The following is a 26181-nucleotide window of genomic DNA, read 5'->3' as shown; positions in this document are numbered from 1 at the left end:
TGGTCACAGAACGCTGTGCAACCCTGTCCCGGGTTCCACCGTCTGACCGTTTGGAGTGACGATGGAGCGGTGCAGGTCGAAATGACCTGGCCTGTCCGCCGACCCAGGGGGTAACCGACCGGACGAGAGCCGAGGAGCACATGTCTGCCGACAGCACGCCGGGACCCGGCATACCGGGAACGCCCGGCACCAGCGGGGCGCGCCACCGCGCCAAGGGCCGTCGCCGCAAGCCCCGTGGCAGGCGCGGCAAGGGCCTGACGGTCGCGGCCTGGACCGCGGCGGGCGTCGTCGTCCTGGGCGGCACCGGGGCGGGCTACGTGTACTTCAAGCTCAACGGCAACCTCAACAGCGTCGACATCAACCAGGCGCTGGGCACCGACCGCCCCGGCAAGGCCGACAACGGCTCCGAGAACATCCTGGTCCTCGGCTCGGACACCCGCTCCGGCAGCAACCGGAAGCTCGGCGGCGGCGAGGACGACGGCAGCGCCCGCTCCGACACCGCGATGATCGTCCACGTCTACAAGGGCCACAAGGCGGCCAGCGTGGTCTCGATCCCGCGCGACACCCTCATCGAGCGCCCCGAGTGCACCGACACCGACGGCGTCACCCATGACGCGGCGAGCGGCGTCATGTTCAACTCGGCGTACTCCACCGGCGGCGCGGCCTGCGCCGTGAAGACCGTCGAGTCGATCACCGACCTGCGCATGGACCACTACCTGGAGGTCGACTTCGCCGGCTTCCAGAAGCTCGTGGACGAACTGGGCGGCGTGGAGGTCACGACGAACCAGGACATCAAGGACACCGAGAGTCATCTGAACCTGAAGTCCGGCACCCACCAGCTCACCGGCGAACAGGCCCTCGGCCTCGTCCGCACCCGCCACGGCGTCGGCGACGGCTCCGACCTCGGCCGCATCCAGCTCCAGCAGGCCTTCATGAAGGCCCTGGTCGCCCAGGTCAAGGACGTGGGCGTCTTCACCAACCCCAAGAAGCTCTACGACCTCGCCGACACCGCCACCAAAACGGTCACCACCGACTCCGACATCGGCTCGGTCAACTCCCTCCTGTCCTGGGCCAACGGCCTCAAGGGCATCAGCCCGTCCCACATGACCATGGTCACGATGCCGGTCCAGTACGACCCCGCGGACCTGAACCGCGTACTGCTGGACGAGCAGAAGGCCGACCTGGTGTGGACGGCCCTGAAGAACGACCAGCAGATCCCGAAGGCAGCAACGACAGGCACAGCCACAGGCCAGGCGAAGTCGGTGGTGAGTAGCTCTTGAGGGGCGCGGGGCCGTATCGATGTGCGGCTACCGCCGCGTGGGCGCGAAGAGCGACCACGGTCCGCACGGAATAGATAAGGGCAAGCCCCGGTTTTGGGAGATGGCCCCAGTCCTGGCAGACTGGTACGTCGGCTCCGGTTCACGCCCCCGCACCCCGCGGCAGGCGACCCGGCGCCCTCCCGAAACCTAGGAGACACCTTGAAGCGCGACATCCACCCCGAGTACGTCGAGACGCAGGTCAGCTGCACCTGTGGCGCGTCGTTCACCACCCGCAGCACGATCGAGAGCGGCACCATCCGCGCCGAGGTCTGCTCCGAGTGCCACCCGTTCTACACGGGTAAGCAGAAGATCCTCGACACCGGTGGCCGTGTGGCCCGCTTCGAGGCCCGCTTCGGCAAGGCTGCCGCCGGCTCCAAGAAGTAGCGAGCCCCAATTCGCCGGTCCACGGTCGCTCCCCCGCGGGGGTGCGCCCGGGACCGGCGTTTTTGGTCGCCCGCCCCTTCACCCCCGTACACCCACAGGAGCCCAAGATGTTCGAGGCCGTCGAGGAACTGGTCACCGAGCACGCCGACCTGGAGAAGAAGCTCGCGGACCCCTCGGTCCACGCCGACCAGGCCAATGCGCGCAAGCTGAACAAGCGCTACGCCGAGCTCACCCCGATCGTCTCGACGTACCGCTCCTTCAAGCAGCTCGGCGACGACATCGAGACCGCGCGCGAGTTCGCCGCCGACGACCCCGACTTCATCGCCGAGGTCAAGGACCTCACCGAGCAGCGCGAAGAGCTCACGGAGAAGCTGCGCCTCCTGCTGGTCCCGCGCGACCCCAGCGACGACAAGGACGTCATCCTCGAGATCAAGGCGGGCGCCGGCGGCGACGAGTCCGCCCTGTTCGCGGGCGACCTGCTGCGCATGTATCTGCGCTACGCCGAGCGCGTCGGCTGGAAGACCGAGATCATCGACGCCACCGAGTCCGAGCTGGGCGGCTACAAGGACGTCCAGGTCGCGGTGAAGACCAAGGGCGGCAACGGCGCGACCGAGCCCGGCCAGGGCGTCTGGGCGCGGCTGAAGTACGAGGGCGGCGTGCACCGCGTGCAGCGCGTGCCGGCGACCGAGTCGCAGGGCCGGATCCACACCTCCGCGGCCGGTGTCCTGGTGACGCCGGAGGCCGAGGAGGTCGAGGTCGAGATCAACCCGAACGACCTGCGCATCGACGTCTACCGGTCCTCCGGACCCGGCGGGCAGTCCGTCAACACCACCGACTCCGCCGTGCGCATCACGCACATTCCGACCGGAGTCGTCGCCTCCTGCCAGAACGAGAAGAGCCAGCTGCAGAACAAGGAGCAGGCCTTGCGTATCCTGCGCTCCAGGCTGCTCGCAGCGGCGCAGGAGGAGGCGGAGCGCAACGCCGCCGACGCCCGCCGCAGCCAGGTCCGTACCGTCGACCGCTCCGAGAAGATCCGTACGTACAACTTCCCGGAGAACCGCATCTCGGACCACCGTGTCGGCTTCAAGGCGTACAACCTGGACCAGGTCCTGGACGGCGACCTCGACGCGGTGATCCAGGCCTGTGTCGACGCGGACTCGGCAGCCAAGCTCGCAGCCGCGTAAAGCCCGGGACGTACGAGTACCACCCACGGAGGACGAGCGTGAACCTGCTGCTCGCAGAGGTGGCCCAGGCCACTCAGCGGCTGGCCGACGCCGGCGTGCCCTCGCCGCGCACCGACGCGGAGGAGCTGGCCGCGTTCGTGCACGGCGTCAAGCGCGGCGAACTCCACTCCGTGAAGGACTCCGACTTCGACGCGCGCTACTGGGAGGTCGTCGCCCGCCGCGAGGCGCGTGAGCCGCTCCAGCACATCACCGGGCGCGCCTTCTTCCGCTACCTGGAGCTCCAGGTCGGACCGGGCGTGTTCGTGCCGCGGCCGGAGACGGAGTCCGTGGTCGGCTGGGCCATAGACGCGGTACGCGCGATGGACGTCGTCGAGCCCTGCATCGTCGACCTGTGCACGGGCTCCGGCGCGATCGCGCTCGCCCTCGCCCAAGAGGTGCCGCGCTCGCGGGTGCACGCCGTGGAGCTGTCCGAGGACGCCCTGGTGTGGACCCGCAAGAACATGGAGGGCTCGCGCGTCGACCTGCGCCAGGGCAACGCGCTGGAGGCCTTCCCGGACCTCGACGGCCAGGTCGACCTGGTCATCTCCAACCCGCCGTACATCCCGCTCACCGAGTGGGAGTACGTCGCCCCCGAGGCGCGTGACTACGACCCGCAGATGGCGCTGTTCTCCGGCGAGGACGGCCTGGACCTGATCCGCGGCATCGAGCGCACCGCGCACCGGCTGCTGCGCCCGGGCGGCGTCGTCGTCATCGAGCACGCCGACACCCAGGGCGGCCAGGTGCCGTGGATCTTCGCCGAGGAGCGGGGCTGGGCGGACGCCGCCGATCACCCGGACCTGAACAAGCGCCCCCGCTTCGCCACGGCCCGCAAGGCCCTGCCGTGAGCACCCGCCAGACTTCACCCCAGAGTTACGTGTACGAGGAGGACCGCTAGACATGGCCCGGCGATACGACACCAACGACGCGACCGACCGCGTGACCGGTCTGCGTGAGGCCGCGTCCGCCGTCCGCCGTGGCGAGCTGGTGGTCCTGCCCACCGACACGGTGTACGGCATCGGCGCCGACGCGTTCTCCTCGGAGGCCGTCGCGGACCTGCTCGCCGCGAAGGGCCGGGGCCGCAACATGCCCACGCCCGTGCTCATCGGCTCGCCCAACACCCTGCACGGCCTCGTCACCGACTTCTCCGAGCAGGCCTGGGAGCTGGTCGACGCGTTCTGGCCGGGCGCGCTCACCCTCGTCGCGCGCCACCAGCCGTCCCTGCAGTGGGACCTCGGCGACACCCGCGGCACCGTCGCGGTGCGCATGCCGCTGCACCCGGTCGCGATCGAGCTGCTCACCGAGGTCGGCCCGATGGCGGTGTCCTCCGCCAACCTCACCGGCCACCCCTCCCCGGAGACCTGTGACGCCGCGCAGGGCATGCTCGGCGACTCCGTCTCCGTGTACCTCGACGGCGGGCCCACCCCGGGCAACGTGCCGTCCTCCATCGTCGACGTCACCGGCCCGGTGCCCGTCCTGCTGCGCGAGGGAGCCCTCTCCCCGGACGAGCTGCGCAAGGTCGTCCCCGACCTCGAGGTGGCCAATTGACAGCCCCTGACGCGGGGCGTGGCATAGGCGGCATCGGGGAGGAGACCACCACCTTCGGCTTTCCCCGGGACTCCTTCCGCATCCTCCACGTCAGCACCGGGAACGTCTGCCGCTCGCCGATCACCGAGCGGCTGACCCGCCATTTCGTCAGCCAGCGGCTCGGCGTGCTGGGCGGCCCGCTGATAGTGGAGAGCGCGGGCACCTGGGGCCACGAGGGCGCGCCGATGGAGGCCAACGCCGAGACGGTGCTGGCCGACTTCGGCGCGGACGCCGCCGGCTTCACCGGCCGTGAGCTGCTCGACGAGCACGTCATCATGGCCGACCTCGTCCTGACGGCCACCCGCGACCATCGCGCCCAGGTCATCTCCATGGGCCACTCGGCGGGGCTGCGCACCTTCACGCTGAAGGAGTTCACCCGCCTGGTGAAGGCGATAGATCCGGCCACGCTGCCTCCGCTGGAGGACGGCGTGGTCACGCGTGCCCGCGCCCTGGTGCGTGCCGCCGCCGCTCTACGCGGGTGGCTCCTCGCGCCGACCGCCGAGGCGGACGAGGTGCACGACCCGTACGGGGCTCCGCTGACGTTCTTCCGCTCGATCGGCGACGAGATACACGAGGCGCTGGACCCGGTGGTGACAGCCCTGACGGGCGTCGCTGCACGCACCTAGGGGCGCGCGGAACTGCGCGATCAACCACCGCGCACCCGAAGTCGCGCGACTGGAGCACACCCCGAGCTCTCAGGCGGGCGCCCCGGTCCCCCCAGTCCTACATTGGACCCATGACGGTCACTCCCGCCCAAGAGACCGACGCCCTACGCCGTCAGGACCCCGAACTCGCGGACGTCCTGTTCGGAGAACTAGCGCGGCAGTCCACGACGCTCCAGCTGATCGCCGCCGAGAACTTCACCTCGCCCGCCGTGCTGGCCGCGCTGGGCTCTCCGCTCGCCAACAAGTACGCCGAGGGCTATCCGGGCCACCGCTACCACGGTGGCTGCGAGATCGTCGACGTGGCCGAGCGGCTCGCCGTGGACCGGGCCAGGGCGCTGTTCGGCGCCGGGCACGCCAACGTCCAGCCGCACTCCGGCTCCTCCGCCGTGCTCGCCGCGTACGCGGCCCTCCTGCGCCCCGGCGACACCGTCCTCGCCCTCGGTCTGCCGCACGGCGGACACCTCACGCACGGCTCGCCCGCGAACTTCTCCGGCCGCTGGTTCGACTTCGTCGGCTACGGCGTCGACGCCGAGACCGGGCTGATCGACTACGAGCAGGTCCGCGCCCTGGCCCGCGCCCACCACCCGAAGGCGATCGTGTGCGGCTCGATCGCCTACCCCCGCCACATCGACTACGCCCTCTTCCGAGCCATCGCCGACGAGGCCGGCGCCTACCTCATCGCCGACGCCGCCCACCCGATGGGCCTGGTGGCCGGAGGAGCGGCGCCCAACCCGGTGCCGTACGCCGACATCGTGTGCGCCACCACCCACAAGGTGCTGCGCGGGCCGCGCGGCGGGATGCTGCTGTGCGGGCAGGAACTGGCCGAGCGGGTGGACCGGGCGGTGTTCCCCTTCACCCAGGGCGGCGCGCAGATGCACACCATCGCCGCGAAGGCGGTCGCGTTCGGCGAGGCGTCGAGGCCGGAGTTCGCCGTGTACGCCCATCAGGTGGTCGCCAACGCGAAGGCGCTGGCCGCCGGGCTCGCGGCCGAGGGCCTGGTCGTCACCACCGGCGGCACCGACACCCACCTGATCACCGCCGACCCGGCGCCGCTGGGCGTGGACGGCCGGGACGCGCGCGGCCGGCTCGCCGCGGCCGGGGTGGTGCTGGACTGCTGCGCCCTGCCGCACGGCGACACCCGCGGTCTGCGGCTGGGCACGGCCGCGGTGACGACCCAGGGCATGGGGGAGGCGGAGATGGGCCGGATCGCCGTACTGCTGGCGGGGGTCGTGCGTGACGAGGTCGACAGCCGGACGGCGCGCGAGGAGGTACGGCGGCTGACGGCGGACTTCCCGCCGTATCCCGGCTGATCCGGGGTAGGCGCTCCCGGGTGCGGAGGAGGCCGTGAGCCGGGGGTGTGCGGCGGCACACAGCCGCACGTGCAACCATCGTCGCTACCCGGAAGTCCCCACACATATGCGTCGCGTATGCGACCGTCGCTAGGGTGTGGGGCTGTGATGGCCAGCGAGACCTGTGGGGAAGCCCGTGCGTGAATACCTGCTGACGCTCTGCATCACGGCCGCGGTGACGTATCTGCTGACAGGGCCGGTACGGAAGTTCGCGATCGTGGCCGGGGCGATGCCGGAGATCCGGGCCCGGGACGTGCACCGGGAACCGACTCCGCGGCTCGGCGGTATCGCCATGTTCTTCGGGCTGTGCGCGGGCCTGCTGGTGGCGGCGCACCTGGCGAACCTCAGCGCGGTCTTCGAGACGTCCAACGAGCCCAGGGCGCTGCTGTCCGGCGCCGCGCTGATCTGGCTGATCGGCGTGCTGGACGACAAGTTCGAGATCGACGCGCTGATCAAGCTGGGCGGCCAGATGATCGCCGCGGGCGTGATGGTCATGCAGGGTCTGACGATCCTGTGGCTGCCCATCCCGGGCTTCGGCAACGTGGCGCTGACCCAGTGGCAGGGCACCCTGCTCACGGTCGCGCTGGTGGTCATCACCATCAACGCGGTCAACTTCGTGGACGGCCTGGACGGCCTCGCCGCGGGCATGGTGTGCATCGCGTCGGCCGCGTTCTTCCTCTACGCCTACCGCGTCTGGGTGTCGTACGGCATCGAGGCCGCCGCTCCGGCCACGCTGTTCGCGGCGATCCTGATGGGCATGTGCCTGGGCTTCCTGCCGCACAACATGCATCCGGCGCGCATCTTCATGGGCGACTCGGGCTCGATGCTGATCGGCCTGGTGCTCGCGGCCGGGGCGATCTCCATCACGGGTCAGGTGGACCCGGACGCGCTGAAGCTGTTCGCGGGGTCGGAGAAGGAGGCCGTGCACCAGACGGTGCCGGTGTACATCCCGCTGCTGCTGCCGCTGACCATCATCGCGATCCCGGCCGCCGACCTGATCCTGGCGATCGTCCGCCGCACCTGGCGCGGCCAGTCCCCCTTCGCCGCCGACCGCGGCCACCTCCACCACCGTCTGCTGGAGATCGGCCACTCCCACAGCCGCGCGGTGCTGATCATGTACTTCTGGTCCGCGCTGATCGCGTTCGGTGCGCTCGCCTACTCCGTCAACTCGGCGTCCATGTGGATCGTCCTCGGTGTGGTGGGCCTCAGCGCGATCGGCCTGGTGCTGCTTCTGCTGCCGCGCTTCAGGCCGCGCGTGCCGAGGTGGGCCCACCACTTCGTGCCGCCCCGCTACCGCCGCCGCCATGCCCCGGAGCCCGCCCCGCAGGCCCTGGCCGCCACCGCGGAGGAGCCCCGCACCCCGGTCGCGGTCGGCGCCCGCACGGTCAACGGAGCAACGGCTCTGAGCGCCCGCACACAGGTCTCGGACCGGCGTAAGGCCGGCACCTCGCGCTGACGCGAAGGTAAGAATCTGACTAGAGCATTGCCAAATCATGGGGGAGCGAACCGGGCCAATAGCAGACAAGTCGGCCCGGTTCCTGCACAGACGCGCACCTTCACTCTCATGTGTGACAGCGAGCACACCTGCCAGGTAAAGACCTCATCAAATAGTTTGTGATACGGTTCACGAGAACCCGGGATAGAGCCGAAGGACCCTAGTGCGAGGGTCCGCTCGGACGTGAGGTTCTCTCTCAGCCCGGGGCTACGCTCGTCCATGACGACACCCCTGCCCCCTTTGAAAGCGGAGTTGCCGCCATGCCGTCCAATGACGTCCGGATCCTGGCCAAGGTCGCTGTGCCCACAGCTGCCGTCGGTGCGGTTGCCGCTGTCGTCAGTGGCCTGTTGGTCGGCGGCAAGGGCGCCGTGGGGTCCGTCGTGGCCGCGGTGGTGACGATCCTCTTCATGGGGATCGGTCTGATCGTGCTCCAGCGCACTGCCAAATCGCTTCCGCACCTGTTCCAGGCGATGGGCCTGATGCTCTACGCGGCGCAGATCCTGCTGCTGTTCATCTTCCTCGCCGCGTTCAAGAACACGTCGCTGTTCCACCCCAAGGCCTTCGCGTTCACGCTCGTCGCGACCACCCTCGTGTGGATCGGCGCACAGACGTACGCGCACATGAAGTCCAAGATCCTTTACGTCGAACCCGACTCCTCCGAGGGCAGCAAGCCCGAGAAGACGGGCCCTTCGTCGTGAGGGGTAGGCCCGGGATAAAGACGCGTTCGACAAGCTGCTATCGTCCGGTGCCAACTGCGGCACTGCGGGCGCGGGCATCCGAGCTGACGCCTGTTCCATCGCGAGGCTCGACCCCGAACAGCCGCCCCCACATCCGAAACACCAGTCCAGTGCCGACCCGCGGCTGCGCGCCGCGCCGACACAACGAGGTTGCCGTACCTATGCGCCACGCTGAAGGAGCCCGCGGTGAGTGCTGACCCGACGCAGGTGCTCGCCTTCGAGACCGACTGCCACATCTTCGACGGCTGTGGCTTCCCCGCTCCCGGCCTGCACTCGTTCCTGTTCGAGCCCATCTGGGGCGACGCGGACAGCAACCTGTACTTCAACAAGACGATGCTGCTGGCGCTGCTCGGCTCCATCGTTGTGATCGGGTTCTTCTGGGCCGCCTTCCGCAAGCCCAAGGTCGTCCCGGGCAAGATGCAGATGGTCGCCGAGGCCGGCTACGACTTCGTCCGCCGCGGCATCGTCTACGAGACGCTCGGCAAGAAGGAGGGCGAGAAGTACGTTCCGCTGATCGTCTCGCTGTTCTTCTTCGTCTGGATGATGAACCTCTGGTCGATCGTCCCGCTCGCCCAGTTCCCGGTGACGTCGATCATCTCGTACCCCGCCGTCCTCGCCGGAATCGTGTACGTCCTGTGGGTCTCGCTGACCTTCAAGCGGCACGGCTTCGTGGGGGCGTTCAAGAACTTCACGGGCTACAACAAGGAACTCGGCCCGGTTCTGCCGCTGGCGATGGTCATCGAGTTCTTCTCGAACCTGATCGTCCGTCCGTTCACCCACGCGGTACGACTCTTCGCGAACATGTTCGCGGGCCACACCCTGCTGCTGCTCTTCACGATCGCCAGCTGGTACCTGCTGAACGGCATCGGCATCGCCTACGCCGGCGTCTCGTTCATCATGGTCATCGTCATGACGGCCTTCGAGCTTTTCGTCCAGGCCCTTCAGGCGTACGTCTTCGTGCTCCTGACCTGCACCTTCATTCAGGGCGCGCTCGCCGAGCACCACTGAGCACCCGCCACTTTCGAACCCCCGCAGACGTCCGGTGGCCAACCCCCACCGGTCCTTGAAAGAGAAGGAAGAACTGGCATGTCTACTCTTGCCGCTGTCACCGGTGACCTCAAGGCCCTCGGCTCCATCGGCTACGGCCTTGCCGCCATCGGCCCCGGCGTGGGCGTCGGCATCATCTTCGGTAACGGTACGCAGGCCCTCGCCCGCCAGCCCGAGGCCGCCGGCCTGATCCGCGCCAACCAGATCCTGGGCTTCGCCTTCTGTGAGGCGCTCGCCCTGATCGGTCTGGTTATGCCGTTCGTCTACGGCTCCTGATCACTTCAGGCTGACGACCGCAATCCAGACGAAAGGCAACGACATGAGCCAGCTGCTCATTCTGGCGGCCGAGGGGGAGACCGAGAATCCCCTCGTCCCGCCGATCCCTGAGCTCGTCATTGGCCTTCTCGCCTTCGTCATCGTCTTCGGCTTCCTCGCCTGGAAGCTCCTTCCGAACATCAACAAGGTTCTGGAAGAGCGGCGTGAGGCCATCGAGGGCGGTATCGAGAAGGCCGAGGCCGCGCAGACCGAGGCCCAGAGCGTCCTCGAGCAGTACAAGGCCCAGCTCGCCGAGGCCCGGCACGAGGCCGCGCGTCTGCGCCAGGAGGCGCAGGAGCAGGGTGCCGCGCTCATCGCGGAGATGCGTGCGGAGGGCCAGCGCCAGCGCGAGGAGATCATCGCCGCCGGTCACGCCCAGATCGAGGCCGACCGCAAGGCCGCCGCGTCCTCGCTGCGCCAGGACGTCGGCAAGATCGCCACGGACCTGGCCGGCAAGCTCGTCGGCGAGTCCCTCGAGGACCACGCCCGCCAGAGCCGTGTCATCGACCGGTTCCTGGACGAGCTCGACGCGAAGGCCGAGGCCGCGCGATGAACGGAGCGAGCCGCGAGGCCCTGGCAGCCGCGCGCGAGCGTCTCGACGCGCTGACGGACGCCACGTCCGTGGACGCGGCGCGGCTCGCCGACGAGCTGGCCGCCGTCACCGCGCTGCTCCACCGCGAGGTGTCGCTGCGTCGGGTCCTGACCGACCCGGCGCAGGCCGGAGAGGCCAAGGCCGAGCTGGCCCAGCGCCTGTTCGGTGGACAGGTCGGCGGCGAGACCGTGGACCTGCTGGCCGGCATGGTGCGCTCCCGCTGGTCGCAGTCCCGCGACCTGGTGGACGCGCTGGAGGAACTGGCGAACACCGCCGACCTCACCGCCGCGCAGCGTGGCGGCTCGCTGGACGACGTCGAGGACGAGCTGTTCCGGTTCGGCCGGATCGTCTCCGGCTCCACCGAGCTGCGTGCCGCGCTGACCGACCGCAAGGCCACCACCGCGGCCAAGGGCGAGCTGCTGCGCAGCCTGCTCGGCGGCCGTGCCAAGGCCACCACCGAGCGTCTGGTGACGCGCCTTGTGACCGCGCCGCGGGGACGTAGCCTGGAGTCGGGACTGGAGTCCCTGTCCAAGCTCGCCGCCGAGCGCCGGGACCGCATGGTCGCCGTCGTCACCTCGGCGGTTCCGCTGAGCGACGGCCAGAAGCAGCGCCTGGGCGCCGCACTGGCGAAGCTCTACGGGCGTCAGATGCACCTCAACCTCGACGTGGACCCGGCGGTCCTCGGCGGAATCCGGGTGCAGGTCGGTGACGAGGTCATCAACGGCTCCCTCGCGGACCGCATCGAGGACGCCGGCCGCCGCCTGGCGAGCTAGCCCGCAACTCAATACGCAGTACGTACTTACGACGGCCCATGTTGGGCCGTGCAGAGGATTCACCTCCTGATGGGGGGAGTCCCCATCCCCCCAAGTGAAACTTCGGGCCCAACAAGGAGAGCAGGGAACCCAGATGGCGGAGCTCACGATCCGGCCGGAGGAGATCCGGGACGCGCTGGAGAACTTCGTCCAGGCGTACAAGCCGGACGCGGCCTCGCGCGAGGAGGTCGGTACGGTCACCGTCGCCGGCGACGGTATCGCCAAGATCGAGGGTCTGCCCTCGGCCATGGCGAACGAGCTGCTGAAGTTCGAGGACGGCTCCCTCGGTCTCGCGCTGAACCTGGAAGAGCGCGAGATCGGTGCCGTCGTGCTCGGTGAGTTCAGCGGTATCGAGGAGGGTCAGCCGGTCACCCGTACCGGCGAGGTCCTGTCGGTCGCGGTGGGCGAGGGTTACCTCGGCCGCGTCGTCGACCCGCTCGGCAACCCGATCGACGGCCTCGGCGAGATCGAGACCAGCGGTCGTCGTGCCCTTGAGCTGCAGGCCCCCACGGTCATGCAGCGCAAGTCGGTGCACGAGCCGATGGAGACCGGCTACAAGGCCGTCGACGCGATGACCCCGATCGGCCGTGGTCAGCGTCAGCTGATCATCGGTGACCGCCAGACCGGCAAGACCGCCCTGGCTGTCGACACGATCATCAACCAGCGCGACAACTGGCGCACCGGCGACCCGAACAAGCAGGTCCGCTGCATCTACGTCGCCATCGGCCAGAAGGGCTCCACCATCGCCGGCGTGCGCCGCGCGCTGGAGGAGAACGGCGCCCTGGAGTACACGACCATCGTCGCCGCCCCGGCGTCCGACCCGGCCGGCTTCAAGTACCTCGCGCCCTACACCGGCTCGGCCATCGGTCAGCAGTGGATGTACGAGGGCAAGCACGTCCTCATCATCTTCGACGACCTGTCCAAGCAGGCCGACGCCTACCGCGCCGTGTCGCTGCTGCTGCGCCGTCCGCCGGGCCGCGAGGCCTACCCGGGCGACGTCTTCTACCTGCACTCCCGTCTGCTGGAGCGCTGCGCCAAGCTCTCCGACGACATGGGCGCCGGCTCGATGACCGGTCTGCCGATCGTCGAGACCAAGGCCAACGACGTGTCGGCGTTCATCCCGACCAACGTCATCTCCATCACCGACGGCCAGTGCTTCCTGGAGTCCGACCTGTTCAACGCCGGTCAGCGTCCGGCCCTGAACGTCGGTATCTCGGTCTCCCGAGTCGGTGGCTCCGCCCAGCACAAGGCGATGCGCCAGGTCTCCGGCCGTCTGCGCGTGGACCTCGCCCAGTTCCGTGAGCTGGAGGCGTTCGCCGCCTTCGGTTCCGACCTGGACGCCGCGTCGAAGCAGCAGCTGGAGCGCGGTCAGCGCATGGTCGAGCTGCTGAAGCAGGACCAGTACCAGCCGATGGCCACCGAGTACCAGGTCGTCTCCGTCTGGGCCGGCACCAACGGCCGTATGGACGACGTCCCGGTCGTCGACATCCGCCGCTTCGAGCGCGAGCTGCTCCAGTACCTCAAGGACCAGCACAAGGGTCTGATGACCTCCATCAAGGAGGGCGCGAAGATGTCGGACGACACCATCGCCGCCATCGACTCGGCCGTCGCGGAGTTCAAGAAGCAGTTCGAGACCTCCGACGGCAAGCTGCTCGGCGAGGACGCTCCGGCCGCTGCCGCCAAGTGACGTAAGGAAGGGACCTGACTCATGGGAGCCCAGCTCCGGGTCTACAAGCGTCGCATCCGATCCGTCACCGCGACCAAGAAGATCACCAAGGCGATGGAGATGATCGCCGCCTCGCGCGTCGTCAAGGCGCAGCGCAAGGTGGCGGCCTCCACGCCGTACGCGCAGGAACTGACCCGCGCGGTCACGGCGGTCGGCACCGGGTCGAACACCAAGCACCCGCTCACCACCCAGGCCGAGACGGTCACCCGGTCCGCAGTCCTGCTGCTGACCAGCGACCGTGGTCTGGCCGGTGCGTTCAACTCCAACGCCATCAAGGCGGCGGAGCAGCTGACCGAGCGCCTCGAGCGCGAAGGCCAGCAGGTCGACACGTACATCGTCGGCCGGCGCGGTGTGGCCCACTACAACTTCCGCGAGCGCAAGGTCGTGGAGTCGTGGACCGGGTTCACCGACGAGCCGACCTACGCGGACGCGAAGAAGGTCGCCGCGTCGCTGATCGAGGCCATCGAGAAGGACACGGCGGAGGGCGGCGTGGACGAGCTCCACATCGTCTACACCGAATTCGTGTCGATGATGACGCAGACGGCGATCGACAGCCGGATGCTGCCGCTCAGCCTCGAAGAGGTCGCGAAGGAGGCCGCCCCCCAGGGTGAGCTTCTTCCGCTGTACGACTTCGAGCCCTCGGCGGAGGACGTCCTCGACGCCCTGCTGCCGCGGTACGTCGAGAGCCGGATCTACAACGCGCTGCTGCAGTCGGCTGCTTCCAAGCACGCCGCCACCCGCCGCGCGATGAAGTCGGCCACCGACAACGCGGGAGACCTGATCAACACGCTCTCCCGTCTTGCCAACGCGGCCCGCCAGGCCGAAATCACCCAGGAAATCAGCGAGATCGTCGGTGGCTCCGCAGCCCTTGCCGACGCGACCGCGGGGAGTGACAAGTAATGACGACGACTTCTGAGACGGCCGTTGCCACGGGCCGCGTCGCCCGGGTCATCGGCCCGGTCGTCGACGTGGAGTTCCCCGTCGACGCGATGCCCGAGATCTACAACGCCCTGCACGTCGAGGTGGCCGACCCGGCCAACGCCGGCGAGCTGAAGACGCTGACCCTGGAGGTCGCCCAGCACCTGGGTGACGGCCTGGTCCGCACGATCTCCATGCAGCCCACCGACGGTCTGGTCCGCCAGGCCCCGGTCACCGACACCGGTGCCTCCATCACCGTGCCGGTCGGCGACTTCACCAAGGGCAAGGTGTTCAACACCCTCGGTGAGGTGCTGAACGTCGACGAGTCCTACGAGGGCGAGCGCTGGGGCATCCACCGCAAGGCCCCGAACTTCGACGAGCTCGAGTCGAAGACCGAGATGTTCGAGACCGGCGTCAAGGTCATCGACCTTCTCACCCCGTACGTCAAGGGTGGAAAGATCGGTCTGTTCGGTGGTGCCGGCGTCGGCAAGACGGTGCTCATCCAGGAGATGATCTACCGCGTCGCCAACAACCACGACGGTGTGTCGGTGTTCGCCGGTGTCGGTGAGCGCACCCGTGAGGGCAACGACCTCATCGAGGAGATGTCGGACTCCGGCGTCATCGACAAGACCGCGCTGGTCTTCGGCCAGATGGACGAGCCCCCGGGCACCCGTCTGCGCGTGGCCCTGGCCGGTCTGACCATGGCGGAGTACTTCCGCGATGTGCAGAAGCAGGACGTGCTGTTCTTCATCGACAACATCTTCCGCTTCACCCAGGCCGGTTCCGAGGTGTCGACCCTGCTGGGCCGTATGCCCTCCGCGGTGGGCTACCAGCCGAACCTGGCCGACGAGATGGGTCTCCTCCAGGAGCGCATCACCTCGACCCGTGGTCACTCGATCACCTCGATGCAGGCGATCTACGTCCCCGCGGACGACCTGACCGACCCGGCCCCGGCCACCACCTTCGCCCACCTCGACGCGACGACGGTTCTGTCCCGTCCGATCTCCGAGAAGGGCATCTACCCGGCCGTGGACCCGCTGGACTCGACGTCCCGCATCCTCGACCCGCGGTACATCGCGGCGGACCACTACAACGCCGCGATGCGCGTGAAGAACATCCTGCAGAAGTACAAGGACCTGCAGGACATCATCGCGATCCTCGGCATCGACGAGCTCGGCGAGGAGGACAAGCTCGTCGTCCACCGTGCCCGTCGCGTGGAGCGCTTCCTGTCCCAGAACACCCACGTCGCCAAGCAGTTCACCGGCGTGGACGGTTCGGACGTGCCGCTGGACGAGTCGATCGCGGCGTTCAACGCGATCTGCGACGGCGAGTACGACCACTTCCCGGAGCAGGCGTTCTTCATGTGCGGTGGTCTCGAGGACCTGAAGAAGAACGCGAAGGAGCTGGGCGTCTCCTGACCCGGGCAGCTGCCTGAGTCGTGAGGGGGCGGGCACGTCCCGCCCCCTCACTCACGCCTACTAGACTTGTAACCAACACCCGGCAGAACCGCCGGGTGGTGACCCGAGGAGCCACCTTGGCTGCTGAGCTGCACGTCGCGCTGGTCGCGGCCGACCGAGAGGTCTGGTCCGGCGAGGCCACCCTGGTCGTCGCGCGCACCACGTCCGGCGACATCGGCGTCATGCCCGGTCACCAGCCGCTGCTCGGTGTGCTGGAGTCGGGCCCGGTGACCATTCGTACGAGTGACGGCGGGACCGTGATCGCCGCGGTGCACGGCGGTTTCATCTCGTTCGCGGACAACAAGCTGTCGCTGCTGGCCGAGATCGCCGAGCTGTCGGACGAGATCGACGTCCAGCGCGCGGAGCGGGAGCTCGAGCGGGCGAAGGCGGAGGGCGACGCCGCCGCCGAGCGCCGTGCGGATGTCCGCCTGCGGGCGGCGGCGGCGCGCTGACACAGCGCTCGCACGCGATGATGTAACTCAGCCGCGGCCGGCACCGGACACTTCCGGTACCGGCCGCGGCTGAGGCAGATCTGGGTGTTTTTTACGTTCCGTTACCTAGCAGACGAGGAGGTCGGTGTCGATGGTCCTCGCTCTGACTGTGTGCGGAATCGTCGTCGCCCTCGTGGTGATCGGGTTGTTCGTCTTCGGCCTGCGCCGCAGGCTGATCCAGCGCTCCGGCGGCACCTTCGACTGCTCCCTGCGCTGGGACGTCCCCGAGGGCGGTGACACCAGCGGCAAGGGCTGGGCCTACGGCATCGCCCGCTACAACGGCGACCGCATCGAGTGGTTCCGGGTCTTCTCCTACGCTCCTCGCCCGCGCCGCGTCCTGGAGCGCTCCGCGATCGAGGTGGCCGGCCGCCGCGTCCCCGAGGGCGAGGAGGAGCTGGCCCTGCTGTCCGACGCGGTGATCCTCGTCTGTCTGCACCGGGGCACGCGTCTCGAGCTCGCCATGAGCGAAGACGCGCTGACCGGTTTCCTCGCGTGGCTGGAGGCAGCCCCGCCCGGTCAGCGCGTCAATGTCGCTTAGTGCGTGATCTTTACTTCAGGCCGTTGCTGATCGCGGTGACCAGCTCGCCGTTGCTGGTGTCGCCGCTGAACTCCCAGAAGAACGCGCCGCCCAGGCCCTGGTTCTTGGCCCAGCTCATCTTCGTGCCGATGGTGGCGGGGGTGTCGTAGGACCACCAGTTGCTGCCGCAGAAGGCGTACGCCGTGCCGCCGACGGTGCCGGTGGCGGGGCAGGAGTTCTTGAGGACCTTGTAGTCCTCGATGCCGGCCTCGTAGGTGCCGGGGGCCGCGCCCGTGGCCGAGCCGCCCGGGGCCGCCTGGGTGACGCCGGTCCAGCCGCGGCCGTAGAAGCCGATGCCGAGCAGCAGCTTGCTCGCCGGGACGCCCTTGGCCTTCAGCTTGGCGATGGCGTCGGCCGAGTTGAAGCCGGCCTTCGGGATGCCCGCGTACGAGGTGAGCGGGGAGTGCGGGGCGGTGGGGCCGGTCTTGTCCCAGGCGCCGAAGTAGTCGTACGTCATCACGTTGTACCAGTCGACGTACTGCCCGGCGCCGCCGTAGTCGGCCGCGTCGATCTTGCCGCCGTCACTGGCGTCGGCGGTGATGGCCGCGGTGATCAGGTAGTTCGGGCCGAACTCGGTGCGCAGCGCCTGCATGAGGTTCTTGAAGGCGGCCGCGCCGGAGGTGTCGCAGCTCAGACCGCAGGCGTTGGGGTACTCCCAGTCGATGTCGATGCCGTCGAAGACGTCGGCCCAGCGCGGGTCCTCGATGACGGCCTTGCAGGACTTGGCGAAGGCGGCGGCGTTGGCCGCGGCCTGGCCGAAGCCGCCGGAGTAGGTCCAGCCGCCGAAGGAGTACAGCACCTTGATGTTCGGGTACTTGGCCTTCAGCTGGCGCAGCTGGTTGAAGTTGCCGCGCAGCGGCTGGTCCCAGGTGTCGGCGGTGCCGGAGACGGACTGGTCGGCGGTGTACGCCTTGTCGTAGGCGGCGTAGGTGTCGTCGACGGTGCACTGGCCGTTCTTGACGTTGCCGAACGCGTAGTTGATGTGGGTGATCTTCGAGGCGGAGCCCGAGGTCACCAGGTTCTTGACGTGGTAGTTGCGGCCGTAGACGCCCCACTCGGTGAAGTAGCCGAGGTTGACCTTGGAGCCGGGCTGCGGGCCGGGGTCGGTGCCCCCGCCGCCGGTGGTGCGCACGGCGACCGAGCCGCTGGCGGGGCCGGTCTGGTCGGCGGTGTCCCGGGCCTGGACGGAGTAGGAGTAGTCCGTGCCGGCGGTGAGGCCGGTGTCCGTGTAGCTCGTTCCGGTGACGGTGGCGACCTTGGCGCCGCCGCGCAGGACGTCGTAGTTCTTGATGCCCTTGTCGTCGGTGGCCGCGCTCCAGCTGAGCTTCACCGAGGTGTCGGTGATGTTCGAGGCGGTGGGGGTGCCCGGTGCGGAGGGCGCCGCGTCGCCGGGGACGGAGGTGCCGTCACAGGAGCCGCCGTTGAGCTTGCAGCCCGAGGGGGAGCCGGTGCCGGTGCCGTTGAAGCCGAAGGAGACGGAGGCGCCGGGGGCGAGGGAGCCGTTCCAGGACTTGTTCTTGGCGGTCCAGTGCAGACCGGAGGAGGTGACGTCGGCGTCCCAGGCGGAGGTGACGGAGGTGCCGGAGGGGAAGTCCCACTCGACGGTCCAGGCGCTGAGGGTGGTGGTGCCGGTGTTCTTCACCGTCCAGCGGCCCTCGAAGCCGCTGCCCCAGTCCGAGGCCTTGGTGTAGGTGGCGGTGGCGCTGGTGGCGGCCTCGGCGGGGCTCGCGAGTCCGACCATGCCGGCCACGGGGAGGAGGAGCGTGGCGAGTCCGGCCGCCGCTCTGTGTCTGAAGCGCATGCAGCGCCTCCTTTGTCGACAGGGGGTGTGGGGCGTGACTGAGCCTTCACGCCCACGGTGCCGCGAGGATAGGAAAGGTCTGGACCAGAGGTCAATAGGTCTGGACCACTTCGGAACTCTCGCGGCAGGCCCGTCCTAGATCCCCAACTCCTGCGCGAGCACCGCCGCTTGCACCCGGCTGCGCAGCTCCAGCTTCCCCAGCAACCGGCTGACGTGCGTCTTCACCGTCGCCTCGGCCATGTCCAGCCGGGTCGCGATGTCCGCGTTGGACAGCCCCTCGCCGAGACAGGCCAGCACCTCGCGCTCGCGCCGGGTGAGACCACCGAGGACGGCCGGATCGGCCTTCGGCTGCCGTACGGGCTTCGCGGCGAACTCCGCGATCAGGCGCCGGGTGACAGCGGGCGCGATCAGGCCCTCGCCGCGCGCGACCGTCCGCACGGCCTCGATCAGATCCCGCGCCTCGGTGTTCTTCAGCAAGAACCCCGACGCCCCCGCACGCAGCGCCCCGAACACATACTCGTCGAGGTCGAAGGTCGTCAGCACCAGCACATCGGCGAGCCCCTCCGCGACGACCTTCCGCGTCGCCGACACTCCGTCAAGTCGCGGCATCTGTACGTCCATCAGCACCAGGTCCGGTCGCAGCTCGCGAGCCCGCTCCACCGCCTGCTCGCCGTCGGCCGCCTCGCCGACCACCTCGATGTCGGGCGCGCTGCGCAGGATCAGCACCAGCCCCGCCCGCACGGCCGACTGGTCCTCCGCGACGAGCACCCGGATCATTCCCGCATCCCTTCCTCGATGTCCCCGGTCGGCAGCGTGGCCCGTACGGCCCACACCTTGCCGTCGGCCGACTCCTCCGGGCCGGCCTCGAACGTGCCCCGCAGCAGGGCCACGCGCTCCTGCATGCCCACGAGCCCGGCCCCGGAACCCGGCGCGCGCGGCCCGTCCCGGTCGCCGTACGGGCTGCTCACCGCGAGGCACAGCGCTCCGTCCCGCTGCCGCAGCCGTACGGTGACCCGGCCGGGCCCGGCGTGCTTCAGTGCGTTGGTCAGCGACTCCTGCACCAGCCGGTAGGCGGCCAGTTCCACCGGCGCGGGCAGCCCTTCCCCGCGGTCGGCGTCCAGCACGACGTCCAGGCCGTTGGCGCGGGCGCCCTCGACCAGGGAACCGAGCCCGTCGAGCGTGGGCGCCACGGCCGGTTCCAGATCGCCGCTGCTGTCCCTGAGGATGCCGATCAGCCGGCGCATCTCGGCCAGCCCCTGGACGCTGTTCTCCCGGATCACCCCCAGGGCCTCACGGGAGGTGGCCGGGTCGTCCAGGGACAGCGCCGCCGTGGAGTGGATCGCGATCGCCGAGAGGTGGTTGGCCACCATGTCGTGCAGCTCCCGCGCCATCCGGGCGCGTTCGGCGGTGACGGCCTGGGTGCGGTCCATCTCGGCGAGCAGCGCGGTCTGTTCGGCCTGCAGCCGGGCCGAGTCCGCGGCGTCACGGTGGTTGCGCACGATGGCGCCGGTGGCGGCCGGGCCGAAGGAGACGATGGCCGCGCCGAGACCGACCAGCAGCGCCTCGGGCCTGCGCCACCACACCAGGAAGCCCAGGGTGATGCCGATGCTGATCAGACCGGTGGTGACCGGGATACGGCGGACCGCGGCGGGCGTGCCGTACAGCACGGCCGCGTAGGCGAGGTCGGTGAACATCAGGATGGTCGCCGGGTTGCCCGGCGTGAAGGTGTCCGCGACCAGCGCGAAGGTGCCCACGACGAGCGCCGCCTGCGGTCTGGTGCGGCGCAGCGGTTCCATGAGCGCCGTCACGGCCAGCGGGATGAGGCCCCACTCCGACGGCAGCAGGCCGCCGCCCGCCGTGTTCAGCCCGAGCTTCCACATCACCAGCCCGCCGAGCAGCCCGGCGACACCGAGATACACGTCGAAGCGGTGAGGGCGGGGGAGCGGCGCGGCCATGAGCTCCATCCAACACGCAACCGCCCGCCGGTCGCATGGTCCGCCGGGAGGGTCGCCGACTGCATCTTTCGATGTACCGCGGCTTCCTCATCGGCGACGACGACCCCGGCCCTTTCGCGCGTCAGCCTGGAAGGGTGACCGAGAGGAGCGAGCCGTGATCGTCGGACTGATCGTCGCCTGTGAAGTGGCCTTCTGGGCGCTGCTGGCCGCGGGACTGTCCTTCCGCTATCTGCTGCGGATGCCGCGCGTGGGCCTGGCCCTGCTGCTGTGCGAGCCGCTGCTGGAGGTCGTGCTGTTCACCGTCACAGCGATCGACCTGAAGAACGGGGCGGAGCCCGACTGGAAGCACGGCCTGGCGGCCGTCTACATCGGCTTCACCGTCGGCCTCGGCCACTCCACCATCCGGTGGGCCGACGCCCGCTTCGCCCACCGCTTCGCGGGCGGCCCGCCGCCGGTGCGCCCGCCGAAGTACGGCACCGCCCGCGCGGTCCACGAGTGGAAGGTCGCCGGCCGCTGGACCCTCGCGGCCGTCGTCGCCCTCGCCCTGCTCCAGTCGGCCGTCTGGTACATCGGCACCGACGGCGACATCAGCTCCGTGCGCGCCTGGCAGCAGCGCATGCTCTGGGTGATCGGCATCAACCTGGTCATCGCCGGGAGCTACACGCTGTTCCCCAAGCGGGAGAAGGTGAGCCAGCGGGAGTGGGCGCTCCAGCGGGACAGGGAGGAGTCCTAGCGCTCCCCGCCCGGCACCCACAGCACGTCGCCCTGCTCCTGGTTGGCCGCCCGCGCCAGGATGAACAGCAGGTCGGAGAGGCGATTGAGGTAGGTCGCGGTGAGGGGGTTCATGGCCTCGCCGTGCACCTCCAGCGCGGCCCACGTCGAGCGCTCGGCCCGGCGGGCGACCGTGCACGCCTGGTGCAGCAGGGCCGCGCCCGCAGTGCCGCCCGGGAGGATGAAGGAGCGCAGCTTCTCCAGACGTTCGTTGAAGCGGTCGCAGTCCGCCTCCAGCTTGTCGACGTAGAACTGCTCGACCCTCAGCGGCGGGAACTCGGGGTTCTCCACCACCGGCGTCGACAGGTCCGCACCCACGTCGAACAGGTCGTTCTGCACCCGGGTGAGGACCTTGACGATGTCCTCAGCCAGGCCGCCCAGCGCGATCGCCGTGCCGATGACCGCGTTCGCCTCGTTGGCGTCGGCATAGGCGGCGATCCGCAGATCGGTCTTCGGCACCCGGCTCATGTCACCCAGGTTCGTGGTGCCCTTGTCGCCGGTCCGCGTGTAGATGCGCGTCAGATTGACCATGAGGCCAGGGTAGTTACGCGCCCCCGCCCCCACCGGTGTGATGTCCGTCATGTGAGACGTGACGCGCATTACTAACCGGTCACACAGCGGCTCACGCCCGCTAGTGTCCGCCGTGAGCAAACGTAAACAGCGTGTATGCACACAAGGGGAGTCGGAGTGGCACGGAAGCTCGCCGTCATCGGGGCCGGTCTCATGGGTTCCGGCATCGCCCAGGTCTCCGCGCAGGCGGGCTGGGACGTCGTCCTGCGCGATGTCACCGACGAGGCCCTCAAGCGGGGCACCGACGGGATCAAGGCCTCGTACGACAAGTTCGTGAGCAAGGGCAAGCTCGACGCGGCCGACGCCGAGGCCGCGCTCGGCCGGATCACCGCCACGACCGACCTGGACGCGGCCGCCGACGCGGACGTCGTCGTCGAGGCCGTCTTCGAGAAGCTCGAGGTCAAGCACGAGATCTTCCGCACGCTCGACAAGGTCGTGCGCCCGGACACCGTGCTCGCCTCCAACACCTCAGCCATCCCGATCACCAAGATCGCGGCCGTCACCGAGCGCCCCGAGCGGGTCGTCGGCGTGCACTTCTTCTCGCCGGTGCCGATGATGCAGCTCGTCGAGCTGGTGCGCGGCTACAAGACCAGCGACGAGACCCTCGCCACCGCGCGGGAGTTCGCCGAGTCCGTCGGCAAGACCTGCATCGTCGTCAACCGTGACGTCGCCGGGTTCGTGACCACGCGGCTGATCTCGGCGCTCGTCGTCGAGGCCACCAAGCTCTACGAGTCGGGCGTCGCCACCGCCGAGGACATCGACCTCGCCTGCAAGCTGGGCTTCGGCCACGCCATGGGCCCGCTGGCCACCGCCGACCTCACCGGCGTGGACATCCTGCTGCACGCCACCAGCAACATCTACACCGAGACCCAGGACGAGAAGTTCGCTCCGCCGGAGCTGATGCGCCGGATGGTTGACGCCGGTGACATCGGCCGCAAGAGCGGGCAGGGCTTCTACAAGCACTGAGGCACCCGGCCTCCGAAACCGCACACGCCCCAGGGGTGTCACACCTCGGGGGGAATTCGGTATCGGTTCGCTTACGGACGGCAACCTCTGGCAGCGCGACGCCGTCAGAGGTTGCAACCGTGGCTCGCAGCACGCGGCCCACACTCATCGCATCGCGGAGCACCAGACGCACGCACAGGAGCGCATATGCACATCAGGGGCGACCACGCCGAGGTGGTCGTCGGGGGCCGCCTCGACGTCCGCACCGCGGCGGACGCCCGTACGGTCCTGCACTCGGCCGTCGACGACGGAGCCGGCGATCTGATCCTGAACCTGTCCGAACTGGACTCGTGGGACGCCACCGGACTCGGCGTGATCATGGGCGCCCACCGGCGGGCCGGCCGCTGCGGCCGCCGACTGGTGCTGCGCGGCGTACCGCCGCAGATGCAGCGCCTGCTGGTGGCCACTCGGCTGCACCGGATCCTCGCGATCGAGGGCGGCCTCGGCGTGGAGTCGCTGCCCCGCGTGTGACCGCGCGCACGGCCGGTGACCAGGACCGCGGGGGCGGTGACCCAGGACCCGGACGTCAGGCGTCGAAACACCCGACGCGCCCAATCATCACGAGACCATGACGTCTCGGGCGGCCCGGCACCCCGGGCTGTCGCAGACACCGGGCGACGGTTTACGGTTCGACTGCCCGCCGCCAGAAACCCACGAGCGGGTACCGGACCAGAAGCGACAGCGCAGTGTGCAGCAAGGCCGGGAAGGGCTACGCCACACGACGCTTTTGGGGGTTGGACACCGATGGACCCGAACACCCGGGGCCCCGAGGCGGGCGGCCACGACAGCGCCGGCCAGCCGCCGCGCCAGCGCCCGCCCAGGGACCCGCTGGCCAACGACCTCGGCCAGCACACGCCCGCCCAGGCCCGGACGACGCAGCTCGTCTCCGGCGACTACCTGCTCACCGTCAACCCCGTCGACGGCAGCGAGATCGAGCTGTGCCCGCCGGCCCAGCGGCCCGCCGCGCCCGAGAGGCGCACCCCCGCCGAACGCGCGGAAGCGGCCCGCGCCGCCGCGCCGGCCCCGCCCGGGCCGCCGCGCCCCGAACTGCCGCTGCTCGGCCGCCACGACGAGCACGAGCGGCTCGTCCGCCTCCTCGCCCGCGGCCGCTCCGTACGCCTCACTGGCCCCGCCGGCTCCGGCCGCACCCGCCTCCTCGACGCCGTCGCCGCGGACTGCGCCGACCTCGCCCCCGACGGCGTCGTCCGCCTCAGCGGCTTCCGTCGCACCGCCGACGAACTCCTCCACGACCTCTTCCACGCCGTCCACCGCGCCCCCCTGCACCGGCTGGAACGCGCCGAACTGCTCGACCACGTCCGCGAGGTCGGCGCCGTCGTCGTCCTCGACGACATCGAGTTCGGCGGCGCCGCCCTCGACACGCTGCTGGACGCCACCCCCGAGTGCGCGTTCCTGATCGCCGCGACCCCCGACGTGCCCGCGCCGTCCGCCGACTCCCCGATCGAGGAGGTCTTCCTCGACGGCCTCGACCGCGCCGGCGGACTCCAGCTCCTGGAACACGCCGTCGGCCGCACCCTCACCGAGGACGAGGCCAACTGGGCGGGCGACCTCTGGTTCGAGTCCGAGGGCCTGCCCCTGCGCTTCGTCCAGGCGGGCGCCCTGCTGCGACAGCGCGACCGGCTGCGGGCCGGGGCCGACGCCCTGGACGACCATGGCGTTTTCGAACCCGAAGTCCCGGTCGAGGACGCCGTCCCCGCCGAACCGCCCGTCGGCGAGGACATACCGCTGCCCTCGCTCGCCGAAGGGGCCGCCCCCGCTGCCCTGCTCGCCTCCCGGCTCAGCGCCTGTGCCCGCGCCACCCTGCGCTTCGCCGTCGCCCTGGGCGGCGAGATCCCGCACCAGGCCCATCTGCCCGCCCTCGTCGGCGACACCCACGCCGACGCGGCCCTCGGCGAACTCATCGGCTGCGCCCTGGTCTCCCCGGTCGGCGGCCGTCACCGCCTCGCCGCCGGTGTGCTGACCCAGCTGGAGGCCGCCGGCTACGCCGACGACATCGATGCCTACGCCCTGACCGCCGCACAGCACTACACCTGGTGGGTCGGACACCCCTCGGTCGGCCCCGAGCGGGTCTGCGCCGAGGCCGACGCCGTGCTCGCCGCGCTGAGCGTGCTGGTGCCGCTCACCGCCGTGCCCGCCGAGGACGAGGAGAGCCCGGCCGTCCAGCTGGCCCGCACGGCCGCGCCCGCCTTCGCCGCGGGCCTGAACTGGAGCGCCTGGGAACGCGCCCTGCGCTCCGGCGCGGAGGCCGCCCGGCTCGCCGGTGCCGTCTCCGAACAGGCCTACTTCCACCACGAACTCGGCATCCTCGCCCTGTGCGGCGGACAGCTCGACCGCGCCCGCGCCGAGCTGGAGGCTTCCATCGGGCTGCGCGGCGCCCTCGCCGACAAGCGCGGCACCGTCGCCGGCCGCCGCGCACTGGCCCTCGTCGACGACCGCTCCGGTACGACCCCGGGCCCGGGGCTGCCGCTCGGCACCCTCGGCGCGAGCCCGTCCGGCACGCCCGGTGCGGGACTGCCGGCACTCGCCGCGGGCACGACCCCGTCCGGGGCCCTGCCGTACGGCGGTCCGGCCCCGGTCGGCGCCCTGGGGCAGCTCGGCCCGGGGGCGGACGGCGCCCAGGGGAAGTCCGCCTCGCCCTCCGACGGCGTCCCGGCGGGCCTCGCCGCCTTCCCGCCGCTGCACCGGCCCGACGACTCCTTCGACCTCGTGACGGACCGGGCCACCGCCTCCGGCCCCGGGCCGCGGCGCGCCTTCCGGGGCGGCCTGCGCGGGCTGGCCCGGCGCAACCTCGCCGCCACGGGTGCGGGCGCGCTGCTCGTCGCCGTGCTGGGCACGGTGGTGACCCTCGGCGCGACGTCCGGCAACAACGACGCCGACGACCCGTCGAACCGGGTGGGCGTCAACCCGACCTCCGTCCAGAGCGATGACGACGACGACCTGGGCGGCGAGGAGACCGAGGCCACCCCCGGCGGCGACACCGGCTCCGCCACCAGCAGGCCCACCGCCTCCGGCACCGGCAACGGCGGCAGCTCCGACGCAGAGGCTCCCCCGGCCGCCACGGACCCGGCCGAGCCGTCGGACACCCCGAGCGGCTCACCGCGGCCCACCACCGAGCCGTCGGCGACCTCCACGACGAAGAAGCCGCCGTCCCAGTCGCCGACGAGCCCCCCGTCGATGTCCCCGAGGCCGACCCGGACGGAGAGCGAGTCCCCGACGCCGTCGTCCTCGCCGACGCCGACGCAGACGCCCACCGAGACGCCTGCCGAGCCCCCGACGACCAACACCGCCAGCGGCACGGCCAGTGCGTCCGCGAGCGCCTCGGAGTCCGGTGCCGGGAGCACCCCGAGCGGTTCGGACGCCGTCATCTGAC

Annotated in this window: 26 protein-coding genes; 22 read left to right on the top strand and 4 right to left on the bottom strand. The window is 70.2% G+C overall.

Going from position 1 to position 26181, the window contains the following annotated elements:
- The first annotated feature begins 140 nt into the window (after positions 1-140).
- The 18 genes from ACIQ6Y_RS25245 to ACIQ6Y_RS25160 all read left to right on the top strand — a co-directional run bounded on the left by ACIQ6Y_RS25245 (position 141) and on the right by ACIQ6Y_RS25160 (position 16652).
- The gene (locus ACIQ6Y_RS25245) at positions 141-1280 is read left to right on the top strand and encodes an LCP family protein (protein WP_404042245.1); all 1140 of its coding nucleotides are present in this window, start codon (positions 141-143) and stop codon (positions 1278-1280) included.
- A 198-nt stretch (positions 1281-1478) separates the two neighbouring features.
- The gene (rpmE, locus tag ACIQ6Y_RS25240; RefSeq protein ID WP_019326867.1) at positions 1479-1703 is read left to right on the top strand and encodes a 50S ribosomal protein L31; all 225 of its coding nucleotides are present in this window, start codon (positions 1479-1481) and stop codon (positions 1701-1703) included.
- Positions 1704-1810: 107 nt separating this feature from the next.
- Complete coding sequence (gene prfA, locus ACIQ6Y_RS25235) at positions 1811-2887, top strand: peptide chain release factor 1 (protein WP_404042244.1); 1077 nt, start codon at positions 1811-1813, stop codon at positions 2885-2887.
- A gap of 38 nt (positions 2888-2925) precedes the next feature.
- Positions 2926-3771: a peptide chain release factor N(5)-glutamine methyltransferase gene (gene prmC, locus ACIQ6Y_RS25230; protein WP_404042243.1), complete on the top strand. Its 846-nt coding sequence runs from the start codon at positions 2926-2928 to the stop codon at positions 3769-3771.
- A 52-nt stretch (positions 3772-3823) separates the two neighbouring features.
- Positions 3824-4471 carry an L-threonylcarbamoyladenylate synthase gene (locus ACIQ6Y_RS25225; RefSeq protein ID WP_404042242.1) on the top strand — a complete coding sequence of 216 codons (648 nt, stop codon included), beginning with the start codon at positions 3824-3826 and terminating at the stop codon, positions 4469-4471.
- Positions 4468-5136, top strand: a complete 669-nt coding sequence (locus tag ACIQ6Y_RS25220) for a protein-tyrosine-phosphatase (protein WP_404042241.1) — start codon at positions 4468-4470, stop codon at positions 5134-5136. Before ACIQ6Y_RS25225 ends, ACIQ6Y_RS25220 begins: the two co-directional genes overlap by 4 nt.
- A gap of 110 nt (positions 5137-5246) precedes the next feature.
- The gene (gene glyA, locus ACIQ6Y_RS25215) at positions 5247-6485 is read left to right on the top strand and encodes a serine hydroxymethyltransferase (protein ID WP_404042240.1); all 1239 of its coding nucleotides are present in this window, start codon (positions 5247-5249) and stop codon (positions 6483-6485) included.
- A 175-nt stretch (positions 6486-6660) separates the two neighbouring features.
- Positions 6661-7980 carry an MraY family glycosyltransferase gene (locus tag ACIQ6Y_RS25210; protein WP_404042239.1) on the top strand — a complete coding sequence of 440 codons (1320 nt, stop codon included), beginning with the start codon at positions 6661-6663 and terminating at the stop codon, positions 7978-7980.
- Positions 7981-8279: 299 nt separating this feature from the next.
- Positions 8280-8717: a hypothetical protein gene (locus ACIQ6Y_RS25205; RefSeq protein WP_404042238.1), complete on the top strand. Its 438-nt coding sequence runs from the start codon at positions 8280-8282 to the stop codon at positions 8715-8717.
- A gap of 210 nt (positions 8718-8927) precedes the next feature.
- The gene (atpB, locus tag ACIQ6Y_RS25200) at positions 8928-9764 is read left to right on the top strand and encodes a F0F1 ATP synthase subunit A (RefSeq protein WP_404042632.1); all 837 of its coding nucleotides are present in this window, start codon (positions 8928-8930) and stop codon (positions 9762-9764) included.
- 78 nt (positions 9765-9842) lie between these two features.
- Complete coding sequence (locus ACIQ6Y_RS25195) at positions 9843-10079, top strand: ATP synthase subunit C (protein ID WP_030042676.1); 237 nt, start codon at positions 9843-9845, stop codon at positions 10077-10079.
- Positions 10080-10122: 43 nt separating this feature from the next.
- Positions 10123-10671: a F0F1 ATP synthase subunit B gene (locus tag ACIQ6Y_RS25190; protein WP_404042237.1), complete on the top strand. Its 549-nt coding sequence runs from the start codon at positions 10123-10125 to the stop codon at positions 10669-10671.
- A complete protein-coding gene (locus ACIQ6Y_RS25185) occupies positions 10668-11483 on the top strand; it encodes a F0F1 ATP synthase subunit delta (RefSeq protein ID WP_404042236.1) in 816 nt (271 codons plus the stop codon). The genes ACIQ6Y_RS25190 and ACIQ6Y_RS25185 overlap by 4 nt, the downstream gene beginning before the upstream one ends.
- Positions 11484-11616: 133 nt before the next feature.
- Complete coding sequence (gene atpA / locus ACIQ6Y_RS25180) at positions 11617-13209, top strand: F0F1 ATP synthase subunit alpha (RefSeq protein ID WP_404042235.1); 1593 nt, start codon at positions 11617-11619, stop codon at positions 13207-13209.
- 21 nt (positions 13210-13230) lie between these two features.
- Positions 13231-14148, top strand: a complete 918-nt coding sequence (locus ACIQ6Y_RS25175) for a F0F1 ATP synthase subunit gamma (RefSeq protein ID WP_404042234.1) — start codon at positions 13231-13233, stop codon at positions 14146-14148.
- Positions 14148-15584 carry a F0F1 ATP synthase subunit beta gene (atpD, locus tag ACIQ6Y_RS25170; RefSeq protein ID WP_404042233.1) on the top strand — a complete coding sequence of 479 codons (1437 nt, stop codon included), beginning with the start codon at positions 14148-14150 and terminating at the stop codon, positions 15582-15584. The genes ACIQ6Y_RS25175 and atpD overlap by 1 nt, the downstream gene beginning before the upstream one ends.
- 116 nt (positions 15585-15700) lie before the next feature.
- Positions 15701-16075, top strand: a complete 375-nt coding sequence (locus ACIQ6Y_RS25165; protein ID WP_404042232.1) for a F0F1 ATP synthase subunit epsilon — start codon at positions 15701-15703, stop codon at positions 16073-16075.
- Positions 16076-16205: 130 nt separating this feature from the next.
- Positions 16206-16652 (top strand): DUF2550 domain-containing protein, encoded by a 447-nt coding sequence (locus ACIQ6Y_RS25160; RefSeq protein ID WP_404042231.1) that lies wholly within the window; start codon positions 16206-16208, stop codon positions 16650-16652.
- A 10-nt stretch (positions 16653-16662) separates the two neighbouring features.
- Here ACIQ6Y_RS25160 and ACIQ6Y_RS25155 read toward each other — a convergent pair whose 3' ends face one another.
- From ACIQ6Y_RS25155 to ACIQ6Y_RS25145, 3 genes are all read right to left on the bottom strand, one after another.
- On the bottom strand, positions 16663-18492 hold the full coding sequence (locus tag ACIQ6Y_RS25155) for a glycosyl hydrolase family 18 protein (protein WP_404042230.1): 1830 nt from the start codon (positions 18490-18492) through the stop codon (positions 16663-16665).
- Positions 18493-18627: 135 nt separating this feature from the next.
- A complete protein-coding gene (locus ACIQ6Y_RS25150; RefSeq protein WP_404042229.1) occupies positions 18628-19269 on the bottom strand; it encodes a response regulator in 642 nt (213 codons plus the stop codon).
- The gene (locus ACIQ6Y_RS25145) at positions 19266-20447 is read right to left on the bottom strand and encodes a sensor histidine kinase (RefSeq protein ID WP_404042228.1); all 1182 of its coding nucleotides are present in this window, start codon (positions 20445-20447) and stop codon (positions 19266-19268) included. Before ACIQ6Y_RS25145 ends, ACIQ6Y_RS25150 begins: the two co-directional genes overlap by 4 nt.
- Before the next feature lie 154 nt (positions 20448-20601).
- Here ACIQ6Y_RS25145 and ACIQ6Y_RS25140 point away from each other — a divergent pair, with 154 nt between their 5' ends.
- Positions 20602-21180, top strand: a complete 579-nt coding sequence (locus tag ACIQ6Y_RS25140; protein ID WP_404042227.1) for a hypothetical protein — start codon at positions 20602-20604, stop codon at positions 21178-21180.
- On the opposite strand, the gene ACIQ6Y_RS25135 is transcribed toward ACIQ6Y_RS25140, so the two are convergent.
- Positions 21177-21749 carry a cob(I)yrinic acid a,c-diamide adenosyltransferase gene (locus ACIQ6Y_RS25135; protein WP_404042226.1) on the bottom strand — a complete coding sequence of 191 codons (573 nt, stop codon included), beginning with the start codon at positions 21747-21749 and terminating at the stop codon, positions 21177-21179. The two genes, ACIQ6Y_RS25140 and ACIQ6Y_RS25135, sit on opposite strands and share 4 nt — an antisense overlap.
- Positions 21750-21905: 156 nt before the next feature.
- On the opposite strand from ACIQ6Y_RS25135, the gene ACIQ6Y_RS25130 reads away from it, so the two are divergent.
- The 3 genes from ACIQ6Y_RS25130 (at position 21906) to ACIQ6Y_RS25120 (ending at position 26180) form a co-directional block, all read left to right on the top strand.
- On the top strand, positions 21906-22754 hold the full coding sequence (locus ACIQ6Y_RS25130; protein ID WP_404042225.1) for a 3-hydroxyacyl-CoA dehydrogenase family protein: 849 nt from the start codon (positions 21906-21908) through the stop codon (positions 22752-22754).
- Between the two features lie 186 nt (positions 22755-22940).
- Positions 22941-23264: an STAS domain-containing protein gene (locus tag ACIQ6Y_RS25125; protein WP_399644967.1), complete on the top strand. Its 324-nt coding sequence runs from the start codon at positions 22941-22943 to the stop codon at positions 23262-23264.
- 273 nt (positions 23265-23537) lie between these two features.
- Entirely contained in the window at positions 23538-26180 is a 2643-nt protein-coding gene (locus ACIQ6Y_RS25120; protein WP_404042224.1) for an ATP-binding protein, read from the top strand.
- Position 26181: the final 1 nt, after the last annotated feature.

The organism is Streptomyces sp. NPDC096205 (assembly GCF_044763135.1).
GTDB lineage: Bacteria > Actinomycetota > Actinomycetes > Streptomycetales > Streptomycetaceae > Streptomyces.
This window is presented reverse-complemented; position numbering and strand designations above follow the sequence as displayed.